The sequence below is a fragment of the Sinanaerobacter chloroacetimidivorans genome, from assembly GCF_018128545.1.
Classification (GTDB): Bacteria; Bacillota; Clostridia; order Peptostreptococcales; family Anaerovoracaceae; genus Sinanaerobacter; species Sinanaerobacter chloroacetimidivorans.
Window position 1 is genome coordinate 28,567 of record NZ_JAGSND010000006.1, and the last position, 18,529, is coordinate 47,095.

16 protein-coding genes and 2 pseudogenes are annotated in these 18,529 nt (G+C 45.5%); 10 read left to right on the forward strand and 8 right to left on the reverse strand.

Annotation, left to right across the window (positions count from 1 at the left end):
* The first annotated feature begins 28 nt into the window (after nucleotides 1-28).
* Nucleotides 29-1,294 carry a glycosyltransferase family 2 protein gene (locus KCX82_RS10200; protein ID WP_227018362.1) on the forward strand — a complete coding sequence of 422 codons (1,266 nt, stop codon included), beginning with the start codon at nucleotides 29-31 and terminating at the stop codon, nucleotides 1,292-1,294.
* Nucleotides 1,295-1,436: 142 nt separating this feature from the next.
* Here KCX82_RS10200 and KCX82_RS10205 read toward each other — a convergent pair whose 3' ends face one another.
* From KCX82_RS10205 to KCX82_RS10230, 6 genes are read right to left on the reverse strand one after another with little or no spacing between them, the layout of a single operon-like run.
* Nucleotides 1,437-2,453, reverse strand: coding sequence for an ADP-ribosylglycohydrolase family protein (locus KCX82_RS10205; protein ID WP_227018363.1), 1,017 nt, complete (start codon nucleotides 2,451-2,453; stop codon nucleotides 1,437-1,439).
* A gap of 41 nt (nucleotides 2,454-2,494) precedes the next feature.
* Complete coding sequence (locus KCX82_RS10210; RefSeq protein ID WP_227018364.1) at nucleotides 2,495-3,307, reverse strand: energy-coupling factor transporter transmembrane component T family protein; 813 nt, start codon at nucleotides 3,305-3,307, stop codon at nucleotides 2,495-2,497.
* Nucleotides 3,304-5,028 (reverse strand): ABC transporter ATP-binding protein, encoded by a 1,725-nt coding sequence (locus KCX82_RS10215; RefSeq protein WP_227018365.1) that lies wholly within the window; start codon nucleotides 5,026-5,028, stop codon nucleotides 3,304-3,306. The genes KCX82_RS10210 and KCX82_RS10215 overlap by 4 nt, the downstream gene beginning before the upstream one ends.
* 19 nt (nucleotides 5,029-5,047) lie before the next feature.
* Nucleotides 5,048-5,587, reverse strand: a complete 540-nt coding sequence (locus tag KCX82_RS10220) for an ECF transporter S component (protein WP_227018366.1) — start codon at nucleotides 5,585-5,587, stop codon at nucleotides 5,048-5,050.
* 14 nt (nucleotides 5,588-5,601) lie between these two features.
* Nucleotides 5,602-6,537, reverse strand: a complete 936-nt coding sequence (locus tag KCX82_RS10225) for a carbohydrate kinase family protein (RefSeq protein ID WP_227018367.1) — start codon at nucleotides 6,535-6,537, stop codon at nucleotides 5,602-5,604.
* A gap of 32 nt (nucleotides 6,538-6,569) precedes the next feature.
* Entirely contained in the window at nucleotides 6,570-7,286 is a 717-nt protein-coding gene (locus KCX82_RS10230) for a GntR family transcriptional regulator (RefSeq protein ID WP_227018368.1), read from the reverse strand.
* Nucleotides 7,287-7,538: 252 nt separating this feature from the next.
* Between KCX82_RS10230 and KCX82_RS10235 the strand changes: the two genes are divergently transcribed.
* The 9 genes and pseudogenes from KCX82_RS10235 to KCX82_RS10270 all read left to right on the forward strand — a co-directional run bounded on the left by KCX82_RS10235 (nucleotide 7,539) and on the right by KCX82_RS10270 (nucleotide 16,206).
* Nucleotides 7,539-8,117: a TetR/AcrR family transcriptional regulator gene (locus tag KCX82_RS10235; protein WP_227018369.1), complete on the forward strand. Its 579-nt coding sequence runs from the start codon at nucleotides 7,539-7,541 to the stop codon at nucleotides 8,115-8,117.
* Nucleotides 8,107-9,195: a radical SAM/SPASM domain-containing protein gene (locus tag KCX82_RS10240; protein WP_227018370.1), complete on the forward strand. Its 1,089-nt coding sequence runs from the start codon at nucleotides 8,107-8,109 to the stop codon at nucleotides 9,193-9,195. Before KCX82_RS10235 ends, KCX82_RS10240 begins: the two co-directional genes overlap by 11 nt.
* Nucleotides 9,192-9,905: a VanR-ABDEGLN family response regulator transcription factor gene (gene vanR, locus KCX82_RS10245; RefSeq protein WP_227018371.1), complete on the forward strand. Its 714-nt coding sequence runs from the start codon at nucleotides 9,192-9,194 to the stop codon at nucleotides 9,903-9,905. The genes KCX82_RS10240 and vanR overlap by 4 nt, the downstream gene beginning before the upstream one ends.
* Complete coding sequence (locus KCX82_RS10250; protein WP_227018554.1) at nucleotides 9,898-10,995, forward strand: sensor histidine kinase; 1,098 nt, start codon at nucleotides 9,898-9,900, stop codon at nucleotides 10,993-10,995. The genes vanR and KCX82_RS10250 overlap by 8 nt, the downstream gene beginning before the upstream one ends.
* 206 nt (nucleotides 10,996-11,201) lie before the next feature.
* The gene (gene vanG / locus KCX82_RS10255; protein ID WP_227018372.1) at nucleotides 11,202-12,266 is read left to right on the forward strand and encodes a D-alanine--D-serine ligase VanG; all 1,065 of its coding nucleotides are present in this window, start codon (nucleotides 11,202-11,204) and stop codon (nucleotides 12,264-12,266) included.
* Between the two features lie 139 nt (nucleotides 12,267-12,405).
* A pseudogene (locus KCX82_RS23365) lies at nucleotides 12,406-12,705 on the forward strand (D-alanyl-D-alanine carboxypeptidase family protein); the annotation flags it as partial.
* Between the two features lie 12 nt (nucleotides 12,706-12,717).
* Nucleotides 12,718-12,829: pseudogene (locus tag KCX82_RS23370) on the forward strand (D-alanyl-D-alanine carboxypeptidase family protein); the annotation flags it as partial.
* 178 nt (nucleotides 12,830-13,007) lie between these two features.
* Nucleotides 13,008-15,200 (forward strand): serine racemase VanT catalytic subunit, encoded by a 2,193-nt coding sequence (vanT, locus tag KCX82_RS10265; RefSeq protein WP_227018374.1) that lies wholly within the window; start codon nucleotides 13,008-13,010, stop codon nucleotides 15,198-15,200.
* 325 nt (nucleotides 15,201-15,525) lie between these two features.
* Nucleotides 15,526-16,206, forward strand: coding sequence for a class II aldolase/adducin family protein (locus KCX82_RS10270; protein ID WP_227018375.1), 681 nt, complete (start codon nucleotides 15,526-15,528; stop codon nucleotides 16,204-16,206).
* A 135-nt stretch (nucleotides 16,207-16,341) separates the two neighbouring features.
* Here the strand turns inward: KCX82_RS10270 and KCX82_RS10275 are convergent, their stop codons facing one another.
* Both KCX82_RS10275 and ptsP read right to left on the reverse strand, forming a co-directional pair.
* Nucleotides 16,342-16,728 (reverse strand): hypothetical protein, encoded by a 387-nt coding sequence (locus KCX82_RS10275; RefSeq protein ID WP_227018376.1) that lies wholly within the window; start codon nucleotides 16,726-16,728, stop codon nucleotides 16,342-16,344.
* Between the two features lie 66 nt (nucleotides 16,729-16,794).
* The gene (ptsP, locus tag KCX82_RS10280) at nucleotides 16,795-18,525 is read right to left on the reverse strand and encodes a phosphoenolpyruvate--protein phosphotransferase (RefSeq protein ID WP_227018377.1); all 1,731 of its coding nucleotides are present in this window, start codon (nucleotides 18,523-18,525) and stop codon (nucleotides 16,795-16,797) included.
* Between the last annotated feature and the right edge of the window lie 4 nt (nucleotides 18,526-18,529).

Here is an 18,529-nt window from a genome sequence, read left to right on the forward strand (position 1 = left end):
GGATTCATGTTAATCAGGAGGGCAGAATATGAACGTAATCCCTTTTACCCTTTACCATTCGGTAACATTTTTATTATGGGCATGCAGCTTTGTTATGGTTATTTACGCAGGCTATTATGGAATCGTCACTCTCTTTGCCTTAAAAAAGTGCAAAGAAATTCCCACCGCTGCACCCAAACATAGATTTGCCGTTTTGATTGCGGCAAGGAATGAAGCGCAAGTAATCGGAAACTTGGTTTACAGTTTAAAGCAGCAGAATTATCCAAAGGACTTATATGAAATCTTTGTGATCCCGAACAACTGCACCGACAATACCCGTGAAGCGGCTCTGAAGGCCGGAGCTACCATACTTGATTGCAAAATAAAGGTGAGACAAAAAGGCCAGGTGCTCCAATTTGCCATAAACGAAATTTTAAAGAACAGAAATCATTTTGATTCTTTCTGTATTTTTGATGCCGATAATTTGGCAGATCCTGATTTCTTACAAGAAATGAACCAAGCGCTTTGTTCCGGAATCAAGGTTGCTCAGGGATACCGGGACAGCAAGAACCCATTGGACACCATCATTTCCGCCAACCACACGATTTATTATTATAGCATAAACAGACTATATAATCATGCCAGAAGCGTTCTGGGCCTATCTGCGGTGATCAACGGAACAGGTTTTATGGTAAGCGCGGAAACCATAAAAGATCTGGGCGGATGGAATACGGTAACCATGACAGAGGATCTCGAATTCTGTGCGCTTTGTGCTTTGAACGGGATTAGGATAGGCTGGGTACCTAAAGCTGTTTTCTATGATGAGCAGCCCTTAACCTTTTCCCAGTCCTGGCATCAGCGCATGAGATGGTCCACAGGCATGCAGCAGTGCCTTTCATTCTATTGGAGGCCCTTACTGAAAGCCGCAGCAAAAAGGAGAAGTCTCCTTTGCACGGATCTTCTCCTGATGTTTACAGCCACCCACATGCAGATCGCAGGCTTTCTTTCCTTTTTGCTCACCATTACCCTGACGGTGCTGCATATCAGCTACAATCTCTTCCCTCAAACAGATCTTGCTTTTAAACTTTTCATTTCCTTTGATACCTCTTATGCAACATCATTGCTGATTGCCGTTTCTGTATTACTTTTAGAAAATAAAAATCCATTGCCGATGCTGAAAGGAATTTTAACAGCATGGTTCTTTATCGCCAGCTGGATTCCTATTAATTGCATCTGTCTCTTTAAGAAGGATACGGAATGGAAACAGATTGAGCATACCAGAAGCTTAGCGCTCAGCGATCTTCCAATATCATAGTTCACTGGAGGTCAAAAAAGCGGCTAACGCCACTTTCGCCGAACCCAACAAATTGGGGGTGTCCGAATCATCCCGTTTAACCGGGATGATTCGAACATGCTGACAAGCCGGAAAGGAAATCACTTTCCTGCATTAAGCCGAATTATTGATGATCAGATCTGTATTTTTGCCGTAATTCAGTCAGGTGTTCAGCCAGGACCGCAAAATCATATCCATTTACCCGCTGGAGCATTTCGGATATTTCTGCAGGAACTGCCTTCTCACCCCCCAGTGCACCGCAAATTCCGCAGGCGATGGCTCCCAACGTGTCCGTGTCCCCTCCCACGTTTGCACAGAGACGGGCACAGGTCATGACATCTCCTCCCGCTCTGTACATCAACGCAAATGCAGAAGGTACCGTTTCGTTGGCAGGTAAGCCAGTGCCTACCAGAGAGTATAACTGGTATAAAAATTCCTCATCTGAAAATCTATGCTTAGCCAATTCTACGGCAAACAATAAACGTTCGGGAACCGAAGCTCCGCATACATCATATCCTCTTTGGGAACCTAACCTGGCGGCATCCACAGCAGCAGCTGTGATTACATCCAAACTGGCTTCTCCATCGATTGCACAGGATACTGCCGCTGCTACGGCAGCTGCCCCGGATATGGCGGTACCGGTGTTATGGGTCGGCAGGCAGACCTGGCTAACCAGGTCCACCAAACCCGGCAGATCCCTCCAGTCGGCGATCATGCCCACAGGAGAAATTCTCATAGCTGCACCGTTGGTATCGCCGGAACGCCCTGCTTCCTCAACAGGCGTTCCATTGGCAATCAGGGCAAAGGCACGACGTGTCGAGGGTCCGATTACCGTTTTGCTTTTGGGGTTATTTTGTGCCCATTTTTCTATTTTCTTTACAATTTTTATCGCATCAGGCCGACCGTTGCATTCCAGCAGGGTCTCTGCCACCAATACTGTGACGATGGTATCGTCGGTAGTTTCACCTGCTGCAAGACCGGCTGAGATTTCATTATCAGGGGGACCGGGAAGAAACTCCGATACCTTGCCAAACCTGTTCTTTATTCGTTTCTGGCTCCACATTTCCGTGGGCATTCCCATTGCGTCCCCTGCCGCAACACCTAGCAGGGCACCCAATATTCTGGAATAAATTTCACTCATACTCATCCCCCTTCATCCTAATAGAATTACGTACGAAACCATTAAACCACCCCTGCGTTCAGTCCATAACGGAGCCAAATACAGACAGCTAACAAACTCAAGGCGCCGGCCATTACCAATATGTCCCGTCCATTCATTTTAATGTCATGAAGGCTTGTCCAGGTTTTATTGGCACCATAGCCGCGATTCATCATAGATACTGCCAGGTTGTTAGCCATTAGAATTGAATTGGTTATCAATGGTATCATGATCGGTACATAGGCCTTCAGCTGCCTGATAATGCCCTTCTTGCTGATGCCTGCACCTCGTGTTTTCTGGGCTTGAAAAATCATGTCCTTTTTTGCTGTCATAGTGGGGATGAATGAAATCGCTGTTGTTACCACAATAGAAAGCTCATAAGGAGCTTTGATCTTATTAAATAGCTGTAGGATATCATCGATCGGGGTCGTCATCGTAAAGATTCCCGTTGCAAACACCATTAAAAAAATGCGAAGCAGATAGGTAAGTCCTATAAAAAGCCCGCCCAGGGTCGCAGGTATTTGCTGATCCGGCAATAAATAGAAGAAGACGTACCGACTGGAATCGTTCATAAATTTTTCCGGCTGAGAGGTAAAGCAAGTCATGATAATAATAATAAGGAAAATGGCAATCAAGGGCTTTATCGTACGGATGATTCCTCTTAAATCAAGCCTTGCAGGCACTACCAGTCCGAGCAGAACAACAGCAATGACCAGGTTATAGAGGGGACTGTTAAACAGAAATACCATCACGACAATACACAGAAAGACCAGAAGCTTGGTGCGAATATCCAGCCGATGCAGATACGAGTTTTCCTCTTTACATACAGTAATCATCTTGCTTCCTCCAAACTTTCAATAAGGATCCGCGCCAGTTCCTCTTCACTGGTAATGGATCGCTCCAGTCCTTCGGAAACCAGCAATTGCGACAGTTCCACCACTTGGGGTGGAGTCACGAAGGCACTTGCCAAAATCTCCTTTTCATTCAGAACCTCATCTGCCGGACCGTCCATTACGATATTCCCATGGCACATTACAACGGCTCTTTTGGCATAATGGGCAACCACGTCCATGTCATGGGTAATCATTACAATGGTGGTTCCGTTTCTATGTAAATTATCCATAAGTTCCATCATCACCTGTATCCCGCTCCAATCCTGACCGGTGGTAGGTTCATCCACTACCAAAATTTTGGGATGCATGGCAAGAATACTGGCCACTGCAATCTTTTGACGCTCGCCCTTGCCCAGGGAATAGGGATGTTCCTGCAGAACGGCTTCCAATCCCGTAAGATGCGCCACCTCATCAATGCGCTGTTCAATCTCCGACGAAGAAAGTCCGGCATTTTTCAGTCCGAACTCCAGCTCCTTGTAGACAGTTGAGCAGAAGATCTGATGGTCTGGGTTTTGAAATACGTATCCGATATATCTTGCCAGGCTCTCAGGCTCCTGATTTGCCGTATCCAGACCGCATACTGTGACACTGCCGTCCGTGGGCTTCAATAAGCTGTTAAAATGCTTGGCCAGTGTAGTTTTGCCTGAACCGTTCTGCCCGATAATCGCAATATAGTCCCCCTCATGAATATTCAGGGAGATTTGGTCCAGTGCCTTTTTGCCGCTGTCGTAGCAGAAAGAAAGATTCTCCACCCGAATAAGAGAGGGTCCTGGCACCTGTGCCGGTTCTTTAGGCGTCGTAGTCAGCCTGCGGCCGTCCAGCAGACGACGGATCAGGGTATAGGCTTCATCGATGTTAATAGGGATTTCTTCTTTTGCGATAAAACCTTTCTGTTCCAGGGCCCAGCCTATTTCACTAATCGGCAAGGGTTTGATACCGCACCGGTGTACAAGGGGCAGATCAGTGAAGAAACAACGAGGGATGCCGCTCCAGACCACTTCACCTTCATCAAGAATAATCAGACGGTCCGCCTTTTCACAGATCTCCTGGCTGGAATGTTCCACTGCAACAATAGGAAGTCCTTTCTCCTGCTTTAGGTCACGGATCGTTGTATAGATTTCTTCTCGGCCCAACGGATCCAATTCTGAAGTAGGTTCATCCAAAACAAGTACTGAAGGGTTCATAGCAAGTACCCCTGCAATGGAGAGACGCTGCTTTTCTCCGCCGGATAATTCGCTGGTAGCCCGTTTATTATAACCGGCAAGACGAACCCTGGCGAGAGAGGCATCGATGCAGCGATAGATTTCATCGCGTTCCATAAGATAGTTACGAGGTCCAAAGGCCACATCCTCTTCCACTGTTCGGCCTACGATCTGGGTTTCCGGATCCTGTAGCACCAAACCCACCTCCTGGGTGATGGTCTGTATCTGATACTTGGAAAGATCCATACCAGCAACGGTAATGTCACCTGCCATTTCCCCTTCCATGAGCTGGGGGATAATACCGTTTAAAGTCATAGCCAAGGTCGTCTTACCTGCACCTGTTCTTCCCATAATAACTGCAAATTCGCCTTCCCGCACTGCCAGGCTGACATTCTTCAACACCGGCTCTAACGAGTTAGGATAGGTATATGTGACATCTCTGATGGTGATAATTTCGTTCATGTCGACCCTTTCCGATGAATTAACTCAGCAGCTTGCTATTCTTAACGGATGCATAGGCAATTGCAGCAATAATCGTATTGACTGCTGCCGCTACCAATAAGGATACAATGTTTGCCAAATACAAGCCCCAACCTCCCAGCGGAAGCAGAAGCAAGCCTACTCCGAAGCTGTTCAGAAGAGCGATGGCAACAACAGACACCACCAGTCCGGCGGTTCCCTTGCGTCCTATCAGTCTGAAAATTACTGCCAGAATGCCCATGCACACTGCAACTGCCAAATGGATGGGAATTGTAAGAGGGAACCCCACCACTGCCGCAGACAGCAAATGTCCGATGGCTATAATAATGGCTCCTTCAGCGCTGCCGAAGGCAAGAGCACAAAAGTATCCTGGACAGGAATCCAAGCCAATAGAACCAATGGGACTTGGAATCTTAATCATGGCACCCACCGCACTGAGTGCAATAAAAATAGCCATGATGGAGATTCTTTTTACCGTCCATTTCTTTTTCTTCAGATCCGGTACCTTTGTTTCCCGAACCTTCGTTTCACTAATACTCATAATAATACCTCCTCTTATATGTATTCATTATTTTGAATAAACGATCGAACCTGGGCCAGATTGGGTCCGCTGCGCGCACCCAATCCCATGCAGGTATAGGCAGAGCAAGCGGTGGAGAACCGCATTGCTTCATCCAGCGGCATATTGTTAAGAAGGTAGGAGTAGAGCATACCGCCCATATAGGCATCTCCGGCTCCTGTGGTATCTGCTGCTTGAACGGAAATCACGGGCTGCTCGAACCGGCTGTCCTTTTCATCAAAAGCCACCGAGCCCTGGCTTCCCAAAGTAATCAGCAGGGTTCCACGAAACCACGGCCTCAGGAAATCCCGGCAAGCCTCCGGATCCTGTGTTCCGCATAAAGCATAGAGTCCGTCACGACAGGGGGCAAAGAGATCCACATCCGCCAGACTGCTCAGGATTTGATTCCTGTCAACTCCAAAGCCTGTCATGGCTTCAAGTCCAACCTGCATATTAAACGCAGTTTTCATGCCGGCGGCCTTTGCTTCCTTTAAGGCTGCAATGGCCGGGCCTCCCGGCAGGAGGTCGGTATAGAAAATCTTGGCGCTTTTCAAATAATCCCTATCTACCTTGGATTCTTCCAGGGTTAAAAATGTATCTCCCATGTTCAGGAGAATAAACTTTCGCCCTTCCTTGTCCACCACAATATCCGTGTGAAGGGAGATCCCGCCTGGTTTTACACGCATACCGGAAATATCCACCCCTTCTGAAATGAGGCTCTTCAGGATGTCTTTTCCCAGACTGTCGTCACCTACTTGTCCGATAAACCCGCAGGAAGCTCCCAGTCGGGCGGCCTGAACCATCACATTGGTTCCGCTGCCCCCAGGCACATAGGTGTTTTTTATCACCACGGCGAAGCCGTCCTCACCCGGGAGACTGTCCACTTGAAGCATTACATCCATAGCAAGGGTTGCCAATCCAATCATATCCATAACCAACCATCACCTTTCTTTTTTCTTCTACTTTATCTTCTGCGTAATGTAATAATATGTTTATATCGGTCTGCCCGAATTGCGATTCGGCTGAATTCAATGATTCTGTCGTTCCTGTCATAGGCTGTTCTTTCAATATAGAGTAACGGATCATTTTTACTGATCTGCAAGATTTCCGCCTGTTTTTGGCTTGCTTTTACCGCACTCATCGTATCCTCAGTGTTTTGTACCAAGATATTGAAATCCTCCAGTACCTGATACAGCGACTGTTTGTCCTTCAGCACCGACAAATCCCGATTCTCCACCAGTCGATAGGGAATGTAGGATGTGTTGATGGTAATAGGTTCACCATCAGCCGTACGTACGCGAAAGATTTCATATACCTCTTCCCATGGCTTCAGTTCAAGAGCCTCAAGAACCTCCTGGTCAGGGTGGATTCGCCTTATCTGAATATCCCTGACTTCCGGTACCATTCCCTGCCGCTTCATCAATTCGGTGAAGCTCATCAGCTCTGCTCCTTTGTGTTTGAGCTTTGAAGGAGTGACCTTGGTTCCCATCCCCCTGACGATGGTAAGGTACCCCTCCTCCACCAGCATATTGATGGCCTTTCGAACGGTTGTACGGCTCACTTTATAATACTGTTCCAATTCAGGCTCACTGGGGATAAAATCTCCCTTTTTATACGCACCCTCTGTGATCTTTTGCTCAATATCCTTTTTCACTTTATAATAAAGGGGTTCCATATACATAATAACATTACCTCCTAATGACATCATTATGTCTGGATTATAAAACTTATTTGCATATAAGTCAATCCTATTTCACCTGCTTGTTCCCCTGTTTTATAATTTATTATAAAAAAATAAATTTTTATCTTGACAACGGCAGGGCTCCGGCATAAAATTAAACACGTTTAATACATGTTTAATAACCATGAATAAAGAATGTGGAAATGACGGAATCAATGCGATATTTCCTACATAATGAGAAGACGGAGTCATATGATGAAAAATGAAGAAATAAAAAATCGGCTGCTCCAGGCCGCCAAACAGCTGTTAAAAGAGGCAGATCAGCCGGAGACCATTACTGCAAGGCAAATCGCTGCCCAAGCCAATGCAAATCTGGCTTTGATCAACTATCATTATAAATCCAAGGACGACCTCATCAACCAGGCCATCGGAGAGATCGTCCAAAATACTGCAGACCGGTGGAAGGATATGATGGATGACTCCCTTCCGCCAAAAGAGAAACTGGAAAAGATGCTTATCGCACTCAGCGACATGGTGATGAAATATTCCAAATTTACAAAGATTTCCATCCAATATGAACTGACAAAAAATCAAATATCACTTCCCTATTATTTGATTCCGACCTTGAAAGAGTATTTTCAAGACGGAAAAAGTGAAACGGAACTGAAAATCATAGCCTACGAAATCGTATCCTTTCTTCAGCTGATTTTTCTGAGGGCGGAGGAATTTCAAAAATACACCGGTGAAAATATACAGATCAAAGAGACCCGGGATAAGCTGATACGAATGCAGATATCCATATTTTTAGGAGGAAAACACCATGCAATCTGATTTTCAACTGGCCGAATATATGAGTCAGTCTATACAAAGTATCATTCACAGTGCAGCCAGGGCATCTATACAGAACCCGAAGGAGTCTGCTTTCCTTTTTAAATATCTCCTGGAGAGCAAAAAAGCGGAAAAAATAAGAGTAAAGTACGAAAAGGAAGGAAAGCACATTCCTCCCTTCCTTATTGCAAGCATTACAACAAACTGCAATTTGTCCTGCAAAGGCTGCTATGCCCGGGCATGCCCTTCTCATTCCGCTTTAGAGGATCCTTGCTGCCTGACTCCCGATCATTGGCGCCGTATCTTTCAGGAGGCAAAACAGATAGGCGTATCCTTTATCCTCCTTGCCGGCGGGGAGCCGATGATGCAGAAAGAGGTGATCCGTTGTGCCGGGGAATGCAGCAGCATCATTTTCCCCATATTTACCAACGGAACCATGATTGGAAGTGAAGAGCTTCTTCTTTTTGATAAAAAAAGAAATCTGGTGCCGATTTTGAGCCTGGAAGGCGGGGAAGCAGAAACGGATGCCAGAAGGGGCTCCGGTATCTACCAAGTCCTGCTGAAGGTTATGGAGCAATTTAAAAAGAAAGGAATCTTTTTCGGAGTCTCTATTACCGTCACCGCTGCCAACAACAGCCTTGTCACCCGGGATGATTTTATTGAAAGTTTGAAACGCCAGGGCTGCAAGACGGTATTTTTTGTAGAATATGTACCTGTAGATGGTGTCAGCAAAGGACTGGTTCTCAGCCGGGAAGAATCGGATGCGATTGATCGTGACGTGGCTCACCTGCGCCAAAGACATCCCGAGATGGTATTTCTCTCATTTCCGGGTGATGAGAAATACAGCGGAGGCTGTCTTGCAGCAGGAAGAGGATTTTTTCATATCAACGCCGGCGGCGGTGCGGAACCTTGCCCGTTCTCGCCCTACTCCGAAACGAATCTGAAAGATGCTGCATTGTTGGAAGTCCTGTCCTCTCCATTCTTTCAAAAACTGGCAGAATCAGGTCTGCTGCAGCAGGAACACGAAGGGGGCTGTGTACTCTTCCAGAAGGATAAGGAAGTGAAGGAGCTGCTGGGATGAATAAGTCTGTTTTAGTGCTGGATGACGAAAAGGAAATCGCAGATCTGGTGGAATGGTACCTTCTAAACGAGGGATTTACTGTCTATAAATTTTATACTTCCGGGGAGGCTTTGGATTGTATCCGGACCACCAAACTGGATTTAGCGATCCTGGATGTAATGCTCCCGGATACCGACGGATTTTCAATCTGCCTGAAAATCCGGGAACAGTATCATTATCCGGTTATCATGCTTACGGCAAAGGTTGAAGATATGGATAAAATTACGGGCCTTACCATAGGTGCGGACGATTATGTCACCAAACCTTTTAATCCTATGGAATTGATGGCAAGGGTAAAAGCGCAGCTCAGGAGATACACGCGCTACAATCTTCCGGAATCCGTACCGGACAAGCTTCAGGAGGCCGGCGAATATGATTTTCGAGGGCTGACCATCAATAAGGAAACACACAAGTGCAGCCTTTATGGAAAGCCCTTGCAGCTGACCCCGATCGAGTTCTCCATTCTCTGGTATCTCTGCGAGAACAAGGGACGGGTGGTTTCATCAGAAGAACTTTTCGAAGCCGTATGGGGAGAAACGTATCTGGATAACAATAATACCGTTATGGCACATATCGGAAGACTCCGTGAAAAGATGAAGGAGCCGCCCAGAAAGCCAAAATTCATAAAAACAGTATGGGGGGTAGGGTATCAAATTGAAATGGATCGGTGAAAAAAGCTTTCAGAATAAGTTAACACTGAGGCTGTTCCTGCGCTTCTGCCTGTCGGTGGTGTTGTTTACTGCAGTATTGATTATCGTTTTCCTGTTGGGAATATATGCAGGACACAACCTGATTATCTGGATAAATCCTTTTGACCTTATGTATCGGGTCTTGAATGTAGTTGACAATCAGCGATATATCTTTTTTATTATTGTCTGGGGAATTGGTTTCCTCTTCATCACACTGCGGTTTTTTAAAATTGCCATTGGCTATATTGCAGAGATGACCAATGCCATTGACGGCTTGTTTGAATCAGAATCTGATTTAATGAAGCTCTCCGGAGAATTAAAGGATGTAGAGGACAGATTAAATCAGATTAAATATAACAATTTGAGAAACCAGCAGCTGGCGAAGGAAGCCGAGCAAAGGAAGAACGATCTGGTGGTTTACCTGGCCCATGATTTAAAGACGCCTCTTACCTCTGTCATCGGATATTTGACGTTACTCAAGGAGGAACAAAGGATTTCGGAAGAACTCAGAGAAAAATATCTTGCCGTTTCTTTGGACAAAGCGGAGCGTCTGGAAGATCTTATCAATGAATTTTTTGAAATTACCAGATTTAATTTAAAGGATCTTACTTTGGAGACGTCAAAGTTGAATCTGACACGCATGCTGGAGCAAATTTCAGACGAGTTTAAACCCATGATGAAAGACAAGAATCTGACATGCAGTTTGAAGACTTCAGAAGAAATCATTATCCGAGCGGATGGCAGGAAACTGGAGCGGGTATTCGACAACCTGATTCGAAATTCCATCAGCTACAGCTTTGTAAACAGCGTAATCGAAATCGATGTGAGAACGGAAGGAAATGATTTGCTCATGAAGTTTCGGAACCATGGAGATACCATACCTGCGCATAAATTGGAGCATATCTTCGATCAATTTTACCGGCTGGACACAGCCAGAAGCTCTGAAACGGGAGGCGCAGGGCTGGGCCTTGCCATTGCCAGGGAAATTATAGAGCTTCACAAGGGCACCATAACAGCGGCCAGCAGCGACGAACTCATTGAATTTACCATTCGGCTGCCTATTGGGATTTAGAGAATCTCTTTGTAGGAAAATCGTAAGAAATTTATCAGGAAATCCGCAGGAATTCTTAAGGAAAGCGAAAGAAAAGGCACTGCTTTATTCAGTAAAATAGAAATGACTGAAAGGCAGTGCTTTTTGATTGGCAAAACTGCTTTTCAGATAAAAACCTTACGGGTATGGTGCCCAAGGATAGATCAACTGTAAAGGAGAAGTGCTTTATGAAGAAAAAGATCGCAATACTGTTTGGGGGTTGTTCTACAGAATATCAGGTATCCCTTCAATCCGCTTCGGCAGTGGTGAATCATATCAACAGGGAGAAATACGATCCCATCCTGCTCGGGATTACCAGGGAAGGCAGCTGGCTGAGGTTTCAGGGGCCGGCGGAAAAGATTTCAAAAGATACCTGGCATAATCCTAAGTATTGTACGCCGGCAGTCATTTCCCCCAGCAAAGAAGTGCATGGTATCCTGCAATTTTCCGATACAAAAGTAGAGCAAATCTACATCGATGCCGCATTTCCGGTATTGCACGGGAAAAACGGCGAGGATGGCACCCTCCAGGGATTGCTGGAGCTGTCGGGGATCCCTTTTGTGGGTTGCGGCACATTAAGCTCTGCTCTTTGTATGGACAAGGATCTGGCGCATGTCATCGCGGAGGCATCCGGCATCAAAACGCCTCCTTTTTTTACCGCGAGGCGGCATGAGTCTCCGGAAAAAGCAATGCTTCTTGCAGACTCATTGGGTTATCCGGTGTTCGTGAAACCGGCGCGATCAGGATCCTCCTTTGGTATTACCAAGGTGGAAGGCCGCAGTCGTTTGGAGGAAGCCCTTTGCCTGGCTTTCCGGCACGATGAAAAAGTCGTCGTTGAAAAAGCCATCAATGGCTTTGAAGTAGGATGCGCCGTCCTGGGTAATCAGGAACTAACGGTAGGAGAGTTGGATGAAATAGAACTTCAAAAGGGGTTTTTTGATTTTACTGAAAAGTATACTTTGGAAACATCCAAAATTCATCTGCCTGCGAGGATCAGCAAAGAAAAGACCGCGGAGATCAAGGAAACTGCCAAGTTTTTATATCATCTCTTTGAGTGCAGGGGATTTGCACGAGTAGACGTATTCCTGACGCCATCCGGAGAAGTGATTTTTAACGAGATCAACACCATACCCGGCTTCACTGCACACAGTCGTTATCCCAGCATGCTTCACATGGTTGGTATGGATTTTCAGGAAACAATCGAGCAATTAATTGATATGGCGGTGAAAAATGAAACTGTTACAGCTAACTAAAGAAAATATTCATCAGGGGAAACTCATACTCGTCAATAAAAACTACCCGCTCCGTCAAGAGGAAGAAAAGGCTGCCGGAAATCTCATTTCCGTAACCCATGAATATCCGTCGGTGATGATGGAATCCCACGCTGGAGCTATGCTGGCGCAGTTAATTAAAGCCTGTCAGGGCGAAAAAGAAATCATTCCTGTCAGCGGTTACCGTTCCCATCGGGAACAGCAGTCTATTTTTGACACCTCGATGACAGAAAACGGTAAAGCTTTTACATTGCAATTTGTTGCATTACCCGGCTGCAGCGAACACCAGACCGGCCTTGCCGTGGATGTAGCAAAAAAGCAAGAGGACATTCATTGGATCTGTCCGGATTTTCCCTACTCGGGAATCTGCAGGCGTTTTCGGGAGAAAGCTGCAAACTTCGGATTTGTTCAACGGTATCAAGACGGAAAGGAGCATATAACCGGCATTTCGCCGGAACCCTGGCACTTCCGCTATGTGGGTTACCCCCACTCTAAAATTATGGAGGAAAAAAAATTCAGTCTGGAGGAATACATCGATTTTCTGATGGGGTTCCCGTATGGAGAAAATCCTTTATTCTTCGAGGAGAACGGTGCGCGGATTCAGATTTCCTGTCTCAGACTGGGAGACAGCCCTGGCATCACTTGTTCCGCACCTGAAGGTTTATGGCAGATCTCCGGAAACAACGTAGATGGCGTAATCATAACAGTTTGGAGGCAGGCAGCATGAATAAGAAAAAGGAAGATCCCGTAAAAGACAGAGCAGCGCTGGTCACAAGTGCAAAAAAAGAATACGGCGGCTTGGACCGGTTCCGCATGGCAGCCGCGATCCTTGTGGTAGCCATCCACACCGCTCCTTTAGTTTCTTACAGCGAGACCGGCGATATGATTTTAACGGGTATTCTGGCAAGAGTCGCAGTACCCTTTTTCTTCATGGTAACAGGATTTTTTCTGCTATCCAAGGAGAGGCTGACGGACTTTTCTTACCGGAACTTTTTCCTGAAGAACGCCAAACTATATGCTTTGGCAGTTCTTTTATACCTGCCCCTGAACTTCTATGCCGGTCATTTTTCCGAAGGAGATTCTTTCACCGGATTCCTGCAGGATCTTGTCTTTGACGGCACTTTCTACCACCTTTGGTATTTTCCCGGCGTTTTATTGGGCACCGGTCTTCTGATCCTTCTGATTCGCCGTCTTTCCGGGAAAGGTGTTTTGACTGTAGTTTTAACACTGTATCTTATCGGTGTTCTGGGTGACAGTTATTATGGCATCGCCTCCCAATGGGCACCGATTGCTTCTTTCTATGAGTTTCTGTTTCACTTTTTTGACTATACAAGAAACGGATTGTTCTTTGCTCCTGTTTTCCTCTTTCTTGGCGCAAGACTGGCGGATAAAAAGGAGTCTCCTGTTGTGAACGTAAGTCTTCGAAACTTATGGATATCTCTGTCTCTGATGGTTTTGGAAGGGTTTCTCCTCCATACCTTTTCTCATCCGAGGCACGACAGCATGTACATGATGCTGCTTCCCTCCATGTACTTCCTCTTTCAGACTCTGATAGCGCTCAGGGGAAAGGGGCATCCGGAAATGCGCAGCATCGCTGCGGCAGTTTACGTGATCCACCCCTGGTGTATCGTCCTGATCAGAGGTATTGTAAAATTTACGGGCACTCAATCTTTATTGGTGAATAACAGCCTGATCCATTTTCTTCTGACGGCGCTGCTTTCTCTATTGCTATCCTGTTTTTTCCGCAAATTATGGATATCTGCCAGAGCAATTGAAAAAGGTGCCCTGGCAGAAGAAGATCCTACCGGAAGAGCATGGTCGGAAATCCACCTGCCCAGCCTGCAACATAATGTGAAGGAACTGCAATCACTTTTGCCCGAGGAATGCAAAATCATGGCGGTGGTTAAAGCGAATGCATATGGCCACGGAGATTGCAGAATTGCAGCAGAACTGCAGCGTATCGGAATTACTTCTTTTGCCGTGGCCTCCTTGAAGGAGGGGATTCGATTGCGTCAATACGGAATCAAAGGCAGTATTCTTATTCTGGGATATACAATTCCGGAGGATGCGGAACAGCTGAACAAATACGGTCTGACTCAAACGGTGGTGGATTATGCCTATGCTGAAGCCTTAGACAGAATGGGACAAAAAATAAATGTACATTTGAAGGTGGATACCGGCATGCACCGATTAGGTGAGGACTGGGGTCACCTTGAGAGATTTTCCCAAATTCTAAAATTCAACAATCTTACCATTCATGGAATCTATACTCACCTGTGCTCAGCAGACAGCCTGTCCGCAGATGATATTTTCTATACGACGAAGCAGATCCGCAATTTTTATCAGGTTGTCCGTTACTTGTTGTCAAAAGGCTGCAGCCTCCCCGAAGTCCATATTCAAAGCAGCTACGGAGTTCTGAATTATCCGCAGCTTGAATGTACGCACGCTCGTCTGGGAATTGCCCTGTACGGATGTCTCAGTGAGGAGAAAGCCGGAACCAGACTTGATGCGTCCTTAAAACCTTTGTTATCCGTCCGAAGCCGTGTATCTATCGTAAAAGAGCTGTCTCCGAAGGAATCTCTTGGCTACGGGAGAACCTTTATTGCCGAAACGCCTATGAAAATTGCCGGAATATCTGTGGGATACGCAGATGGAGTTCCCAGGGATCTGACAGGAGGCTATGTTCTTATAAATGGGAAACGGGCACCTATTATAGGGCGAATCTGCATGGATCAACTCACAGTAGATGTCAGCGAAATCCCGGAGGTCCGGCAGGGTGATATTGCCACGATTATCGGCCGGGACGGAGAAGAGGTCATTACTGCCGAACAGGTCGCCGGCTGGTCCGGCACCATAGCCAATGAAATTTTAAGCAGGCTTGGAAACCGACTGGAGCGAATCTACAAGGAAAAATGAGAAAGCGAAACTTTAATCACCGCTTTGCTGCAGGATATTTGAACATATTTTAACTAACAATTACATTTGTTCATCATTATTTTATATAATCTAGAATGCAAGAAATCAGTAAATAACGCCAAATTTGTGAAACATATCAAAATTTTATTGGAATATCAACAATTATTTAATCATTTTTTTGCCAGGCGTGATACTTTTCTCTTTTGAGTGACATGAAATTATGTAAAATATTTATGAAATATTTCTAATAATTTATTGTTATGGATTCCGGGTTATGGTATCATAATAAGCAAGAGATGAAAATGATAATTGGAGGTTATACCCGATGTTCGAAAAAGAAAAATTAGAGATTATAAAAGCTGGGATCACCTTAGACAGATATGGTCTAATTGCACTCTCAGGAGGAAATATCAGTCTGCGAACTCCTACCGGCGAAATTCTGATCACTCCTTCCGGAATGATTTACGAAGACATGGTTGCAGACGACGTCATTGTTATGGATTTACAGGGAAATGTAATCGAAGGGACGAGAAAACCTTCCTCCGATACAGAGGGTATCCTTTACATTTTTCAACAGAGATCCGATTTGAATGCGGTGATTCATACTCATCAACCCTATGCCACCGCCATCAGCCTGATCGAGGATGAATTCAGAGCTGACCTCACGACGTTGGCAAATGCCACTGCAGGCAGCGTAAAAGTAACTCCTTTCAGTTCTCCGGGAAGTATCGATATGGGCATCGATACCGTCAAGTATCTGGGCGACAGCCTGGCAGTCATACTGGCAAACCACGGTGTTATGACCGTAGGTACATCTTTGAAACAGGCATTGTATGCCGCAGTTTATATGGAGGAGTCCGCAAAATGCTATCTGGCAGCCAGAGCCTGCGGAGAGACCAAGAAATTAACCGACAAACAAATTCAACAAGCGGTAGATGTATTTAAATACTACGGACAAGGAACCGCTACCATTCCGAAAGAGCTTGTAAAGCGTATCGAATCGTAGACCAAATCAGAGTTTTCCAACGATTTTTCCGATATAGATTTAAAAAGAGGGTGCATCCGCTTCGGCGATGCACCCTCTTTTTAGAATACAGGAAGCCGCATTTCGCAGCATGCTCCCGTTGAATTTTAATTGAGCCTACAGGGCTATCAGTAAATAAATCCCAAAAAGGATAAAAAACACACCGATTACTCTGCAAATCCACACTACCGTTCTGATAGGACAGCTGTAAAAGGATTCAAAGGACGATATCGGATAAGGAAATAACAAAAAAGCAAACCCTGCCAGAATCTGCATCACATAAATCAAAGTCATTCCTTTGGAAAGCACAAGATTCAGGAGAATGCTGACAGCCGCAACAAAGATGGCCAGATACATGTACAGCTTATATTTCTTATCCATCCGGACATATTGCTCCGTATCTTCTTTGCATTCCTTACTGCACACCGGAAATTCCCTGGTAGAAGCACCGGCCAGGTAAGTTTCCTCTTTTATTTTTTTGCCGCAATATACACATTTACTCATATCTTCCATCCGCCTTTTTAAAACAATTTTGGCACGCCGGTCTTCCGGCGGCCGTTTTGTATCGCACTAACCCAGAATCTTTTTTTCAACGTCTGCCAGTCTGCTTTTCACTTCTTCAATTCTGCCAAGATTCAGTACATCATCAAGAGTCTTTTTCATTTCGGCTGCCGAGAGATTGCCGATCATATATTTCACTTTACCCACCTGGGAGGGCACCATGCTCAGTTCATCTACCCCCATGGCCACCCAAAGCGGAACAAGCTTGCTTTCCGAAGCCGCTTCTCCGCAAATGCCAACCATCACGCCATTTTTCTTTGCATTATCACAGACCAGTTGAATGCTTCTCAGTACAGAAATATTAAAACTGTCATAAAGAGACTGCACTCTTTCATTCATCCGATCCGCAGCAGTAGTGTATTGAATGAGGTCATTGGATCCGATACTGAAAAAGGACACCTCCTCAGCTAATTTATCGCTCAGCATCACCGCCGCAGGAGTTTCTATCATAATTCCCACAGGGATATCCTTCTTAAAATCGATTCCTTCCGCTTGAAGATCTTTCTTTGTTTCTTCCAAAATTTCTTTTGCCCTTAGCAATTCTTCCAAATTTACAATCATCGGGAACATAATTTTTACATCGCCGAATACGCCGGCCCGCAATATTGCTCTGAGCTGAGTTTTAAATACTTCCACCCGATCCAGGCAAATCCGGATAGCACGGTAACCTAGAAAAGGGTTGCTCTCTTTAGGAAGATCCATGTATTCCAATTGCTTGTCGCCGCCGATGTCCAAGGTTCTGATAATCAGTTCCTTGCCTTGATTTTTCAGCGCCATGGATCGATATACCTCAAATTGCTCATCTTCCGTAGGATATTGCTTATGATCCATATAGATAAATTCCGTACGGAAAAGACCAATGCCGTCACATTCATCACATCGAAAGGATGCTATGCTGTCCGAGTCACCGGAGTTTACATTGACTTTAATCATTTTACCGTCTAACGTGACAGCCGGCAGCCCCTTTTTGGTTTCAAAGAGCTTCTTCTTCTTTTTCTCCAATTCCCGGCAGCTTTCAAACTCCGTCAGCTGCTTATCATCAGGGTTTATTACAACTTTTCCTTCATTTCCAAAAACTAAGATTTCATCTCCGGTTCGGATTTCCGACATCGCGCCTTTTAGTCCCACAACAGCCGGAATTCCCAGCGTTTTGGCCAGTATAACCGTATGGGAAGTAACGCCTCCGGTTTCTGTAACAATGCCCTTTAAGACAGTCTTGTCCATCTTTATGGTATCTGCCGGCGTAAGATCCTCTGCCACCGCAATCAGCTCGTGACCCATGGAAGAATCAAAAGCAATACCTTTTTTTACGCCCTGCATTTCTCCGATAAGTTCCATACACACATTGGTAATGTCCGTCGCTCTTTCCCGAAGGTATTCGTCATCCAGCTGCTCGAACAGAGCAACCACTTCTGCCCGTTCCACATCTATTGCATACTCCGCGTTTACCTTTTCCGCCTTGATTTTATCGATTATTTTATCGAAGAAAACGTCATCAGATAAAATCTCACGGTATGCCGCAAAGATTCCGGCCCCCTTTTCTCCGACTTCCCTTTTCGCATGATCTTCCAATTCGGCCAGTTGAAGAAAGTAGCGTTCTTTCGCCTCTTTCAATCTTGACACTTCATCATCTCCATTGGAGATCGTCTTTTTTTCAACGACAGCAGTTTTATTATCTATTACAACAGCCGTGCCCTTAGCACATCCCAAAGCGCCCGTAAGTCCCTGTAAAAGATTCATTTTA

Coding starts and splice junctions, on each gene's coding strand:
- KCX82_RS10240 (WP_227018370.1), top strand. CDS start 8,107: ATGCAATCTGATTTTCAACTGGCCGAATATATGAGTCAGTCTATACAA.
- KCX82_RS10230 (WP_227018368.1), bottom strand. CDS start 7,286: ATGTATATGGAACCCCTTTATTATAAAGTGAAAAAGGATATTGAGCAA.
- KCX82_RS10220 (WP_227018366.1), bottom strand. CDS start 5,587: ATGAGTATTAGTGAAACGAAGGTTCGGGAAACAAAGGTACCGGATCTG.
- KCX82_RS10215 (WP_227018365.1), bottom strand. CDS start 5,028: ATGAACGAAATTATCACCATCAGAGATGTCACATATACCTATCCTAAC.
- KCX82_RS10270 (WP_227018375.1), top strand. CDS start 15,526: ATGTTCGAAAAAGAAAAATTAGAGATTATAAAAGCTGGGATCACCTTA.
- KCX82_RS10210 (WP_227018364.1), bottom strand. CDS start 3,307: ATGATTACTGTATGTAAAGAGGAAAACTCGTATCTGCATCGGCTGGAT.
- vanR (WP_227018371.1), top strand. CDS start 9,192: ATGAATAAGTCTGTTTTAGTGCTGGATGACGAAAAGGAAATCGCAGAT.
- ptsP (WP_227018377.1), bottom strand. CDS start 18,525: ATGAATCTTTTACAGGGACTTACGGGCGCTTTGGGATGTGCTAAGGGC.
- vanT (WP_227018374.1), top strand. CDS start 13,008: ATGAATAAGAAAAAGGAAGATCCCGTAAAAGACAGAGCAGCGCTGGTC.
- KCX82_RS10275 (WP_227018376.1), bottom strand. CDS start 16,728: ATGAGTAAATGTGTATATTGCGGCAAAAAAATAAAAGAGGAAACTTAC.
- KCX82_RS10205 (WP_227018363.1), bottom strand. CDS start 2,453: ATGAGTGAAATTTATTCCAGAATATTGGGTGCCCTGCTAGGTGTTGCG.
- vanG (WP_227018372.1), top strand. CDS start 11,202: ATGAAGAAAAAGATCGCAATACTGTTTGGGGGTTGTTCTACAGAATAT.
- KCX82_RS10235 (WP_227018369.1), top strand. CDS start 7,539: ATGATGAAAAATGAAGAAATAAAAAATCGGCTGCTCCAGGCCGCCAAA.
- KCX82_RS10225 (WP_227018367.1), bottom strand. CDS start 6,537: ATGGATATGATTGGATTGGCAACCCTTGCTATGGATGTAATGCTTCAA.
- KCX82_RS10200 (WP_227018362.1), top strand. CDS start 29: ATGAACGTAATCCCTTTTACCCTTTACCATTCGGTAACATTTTTATTA.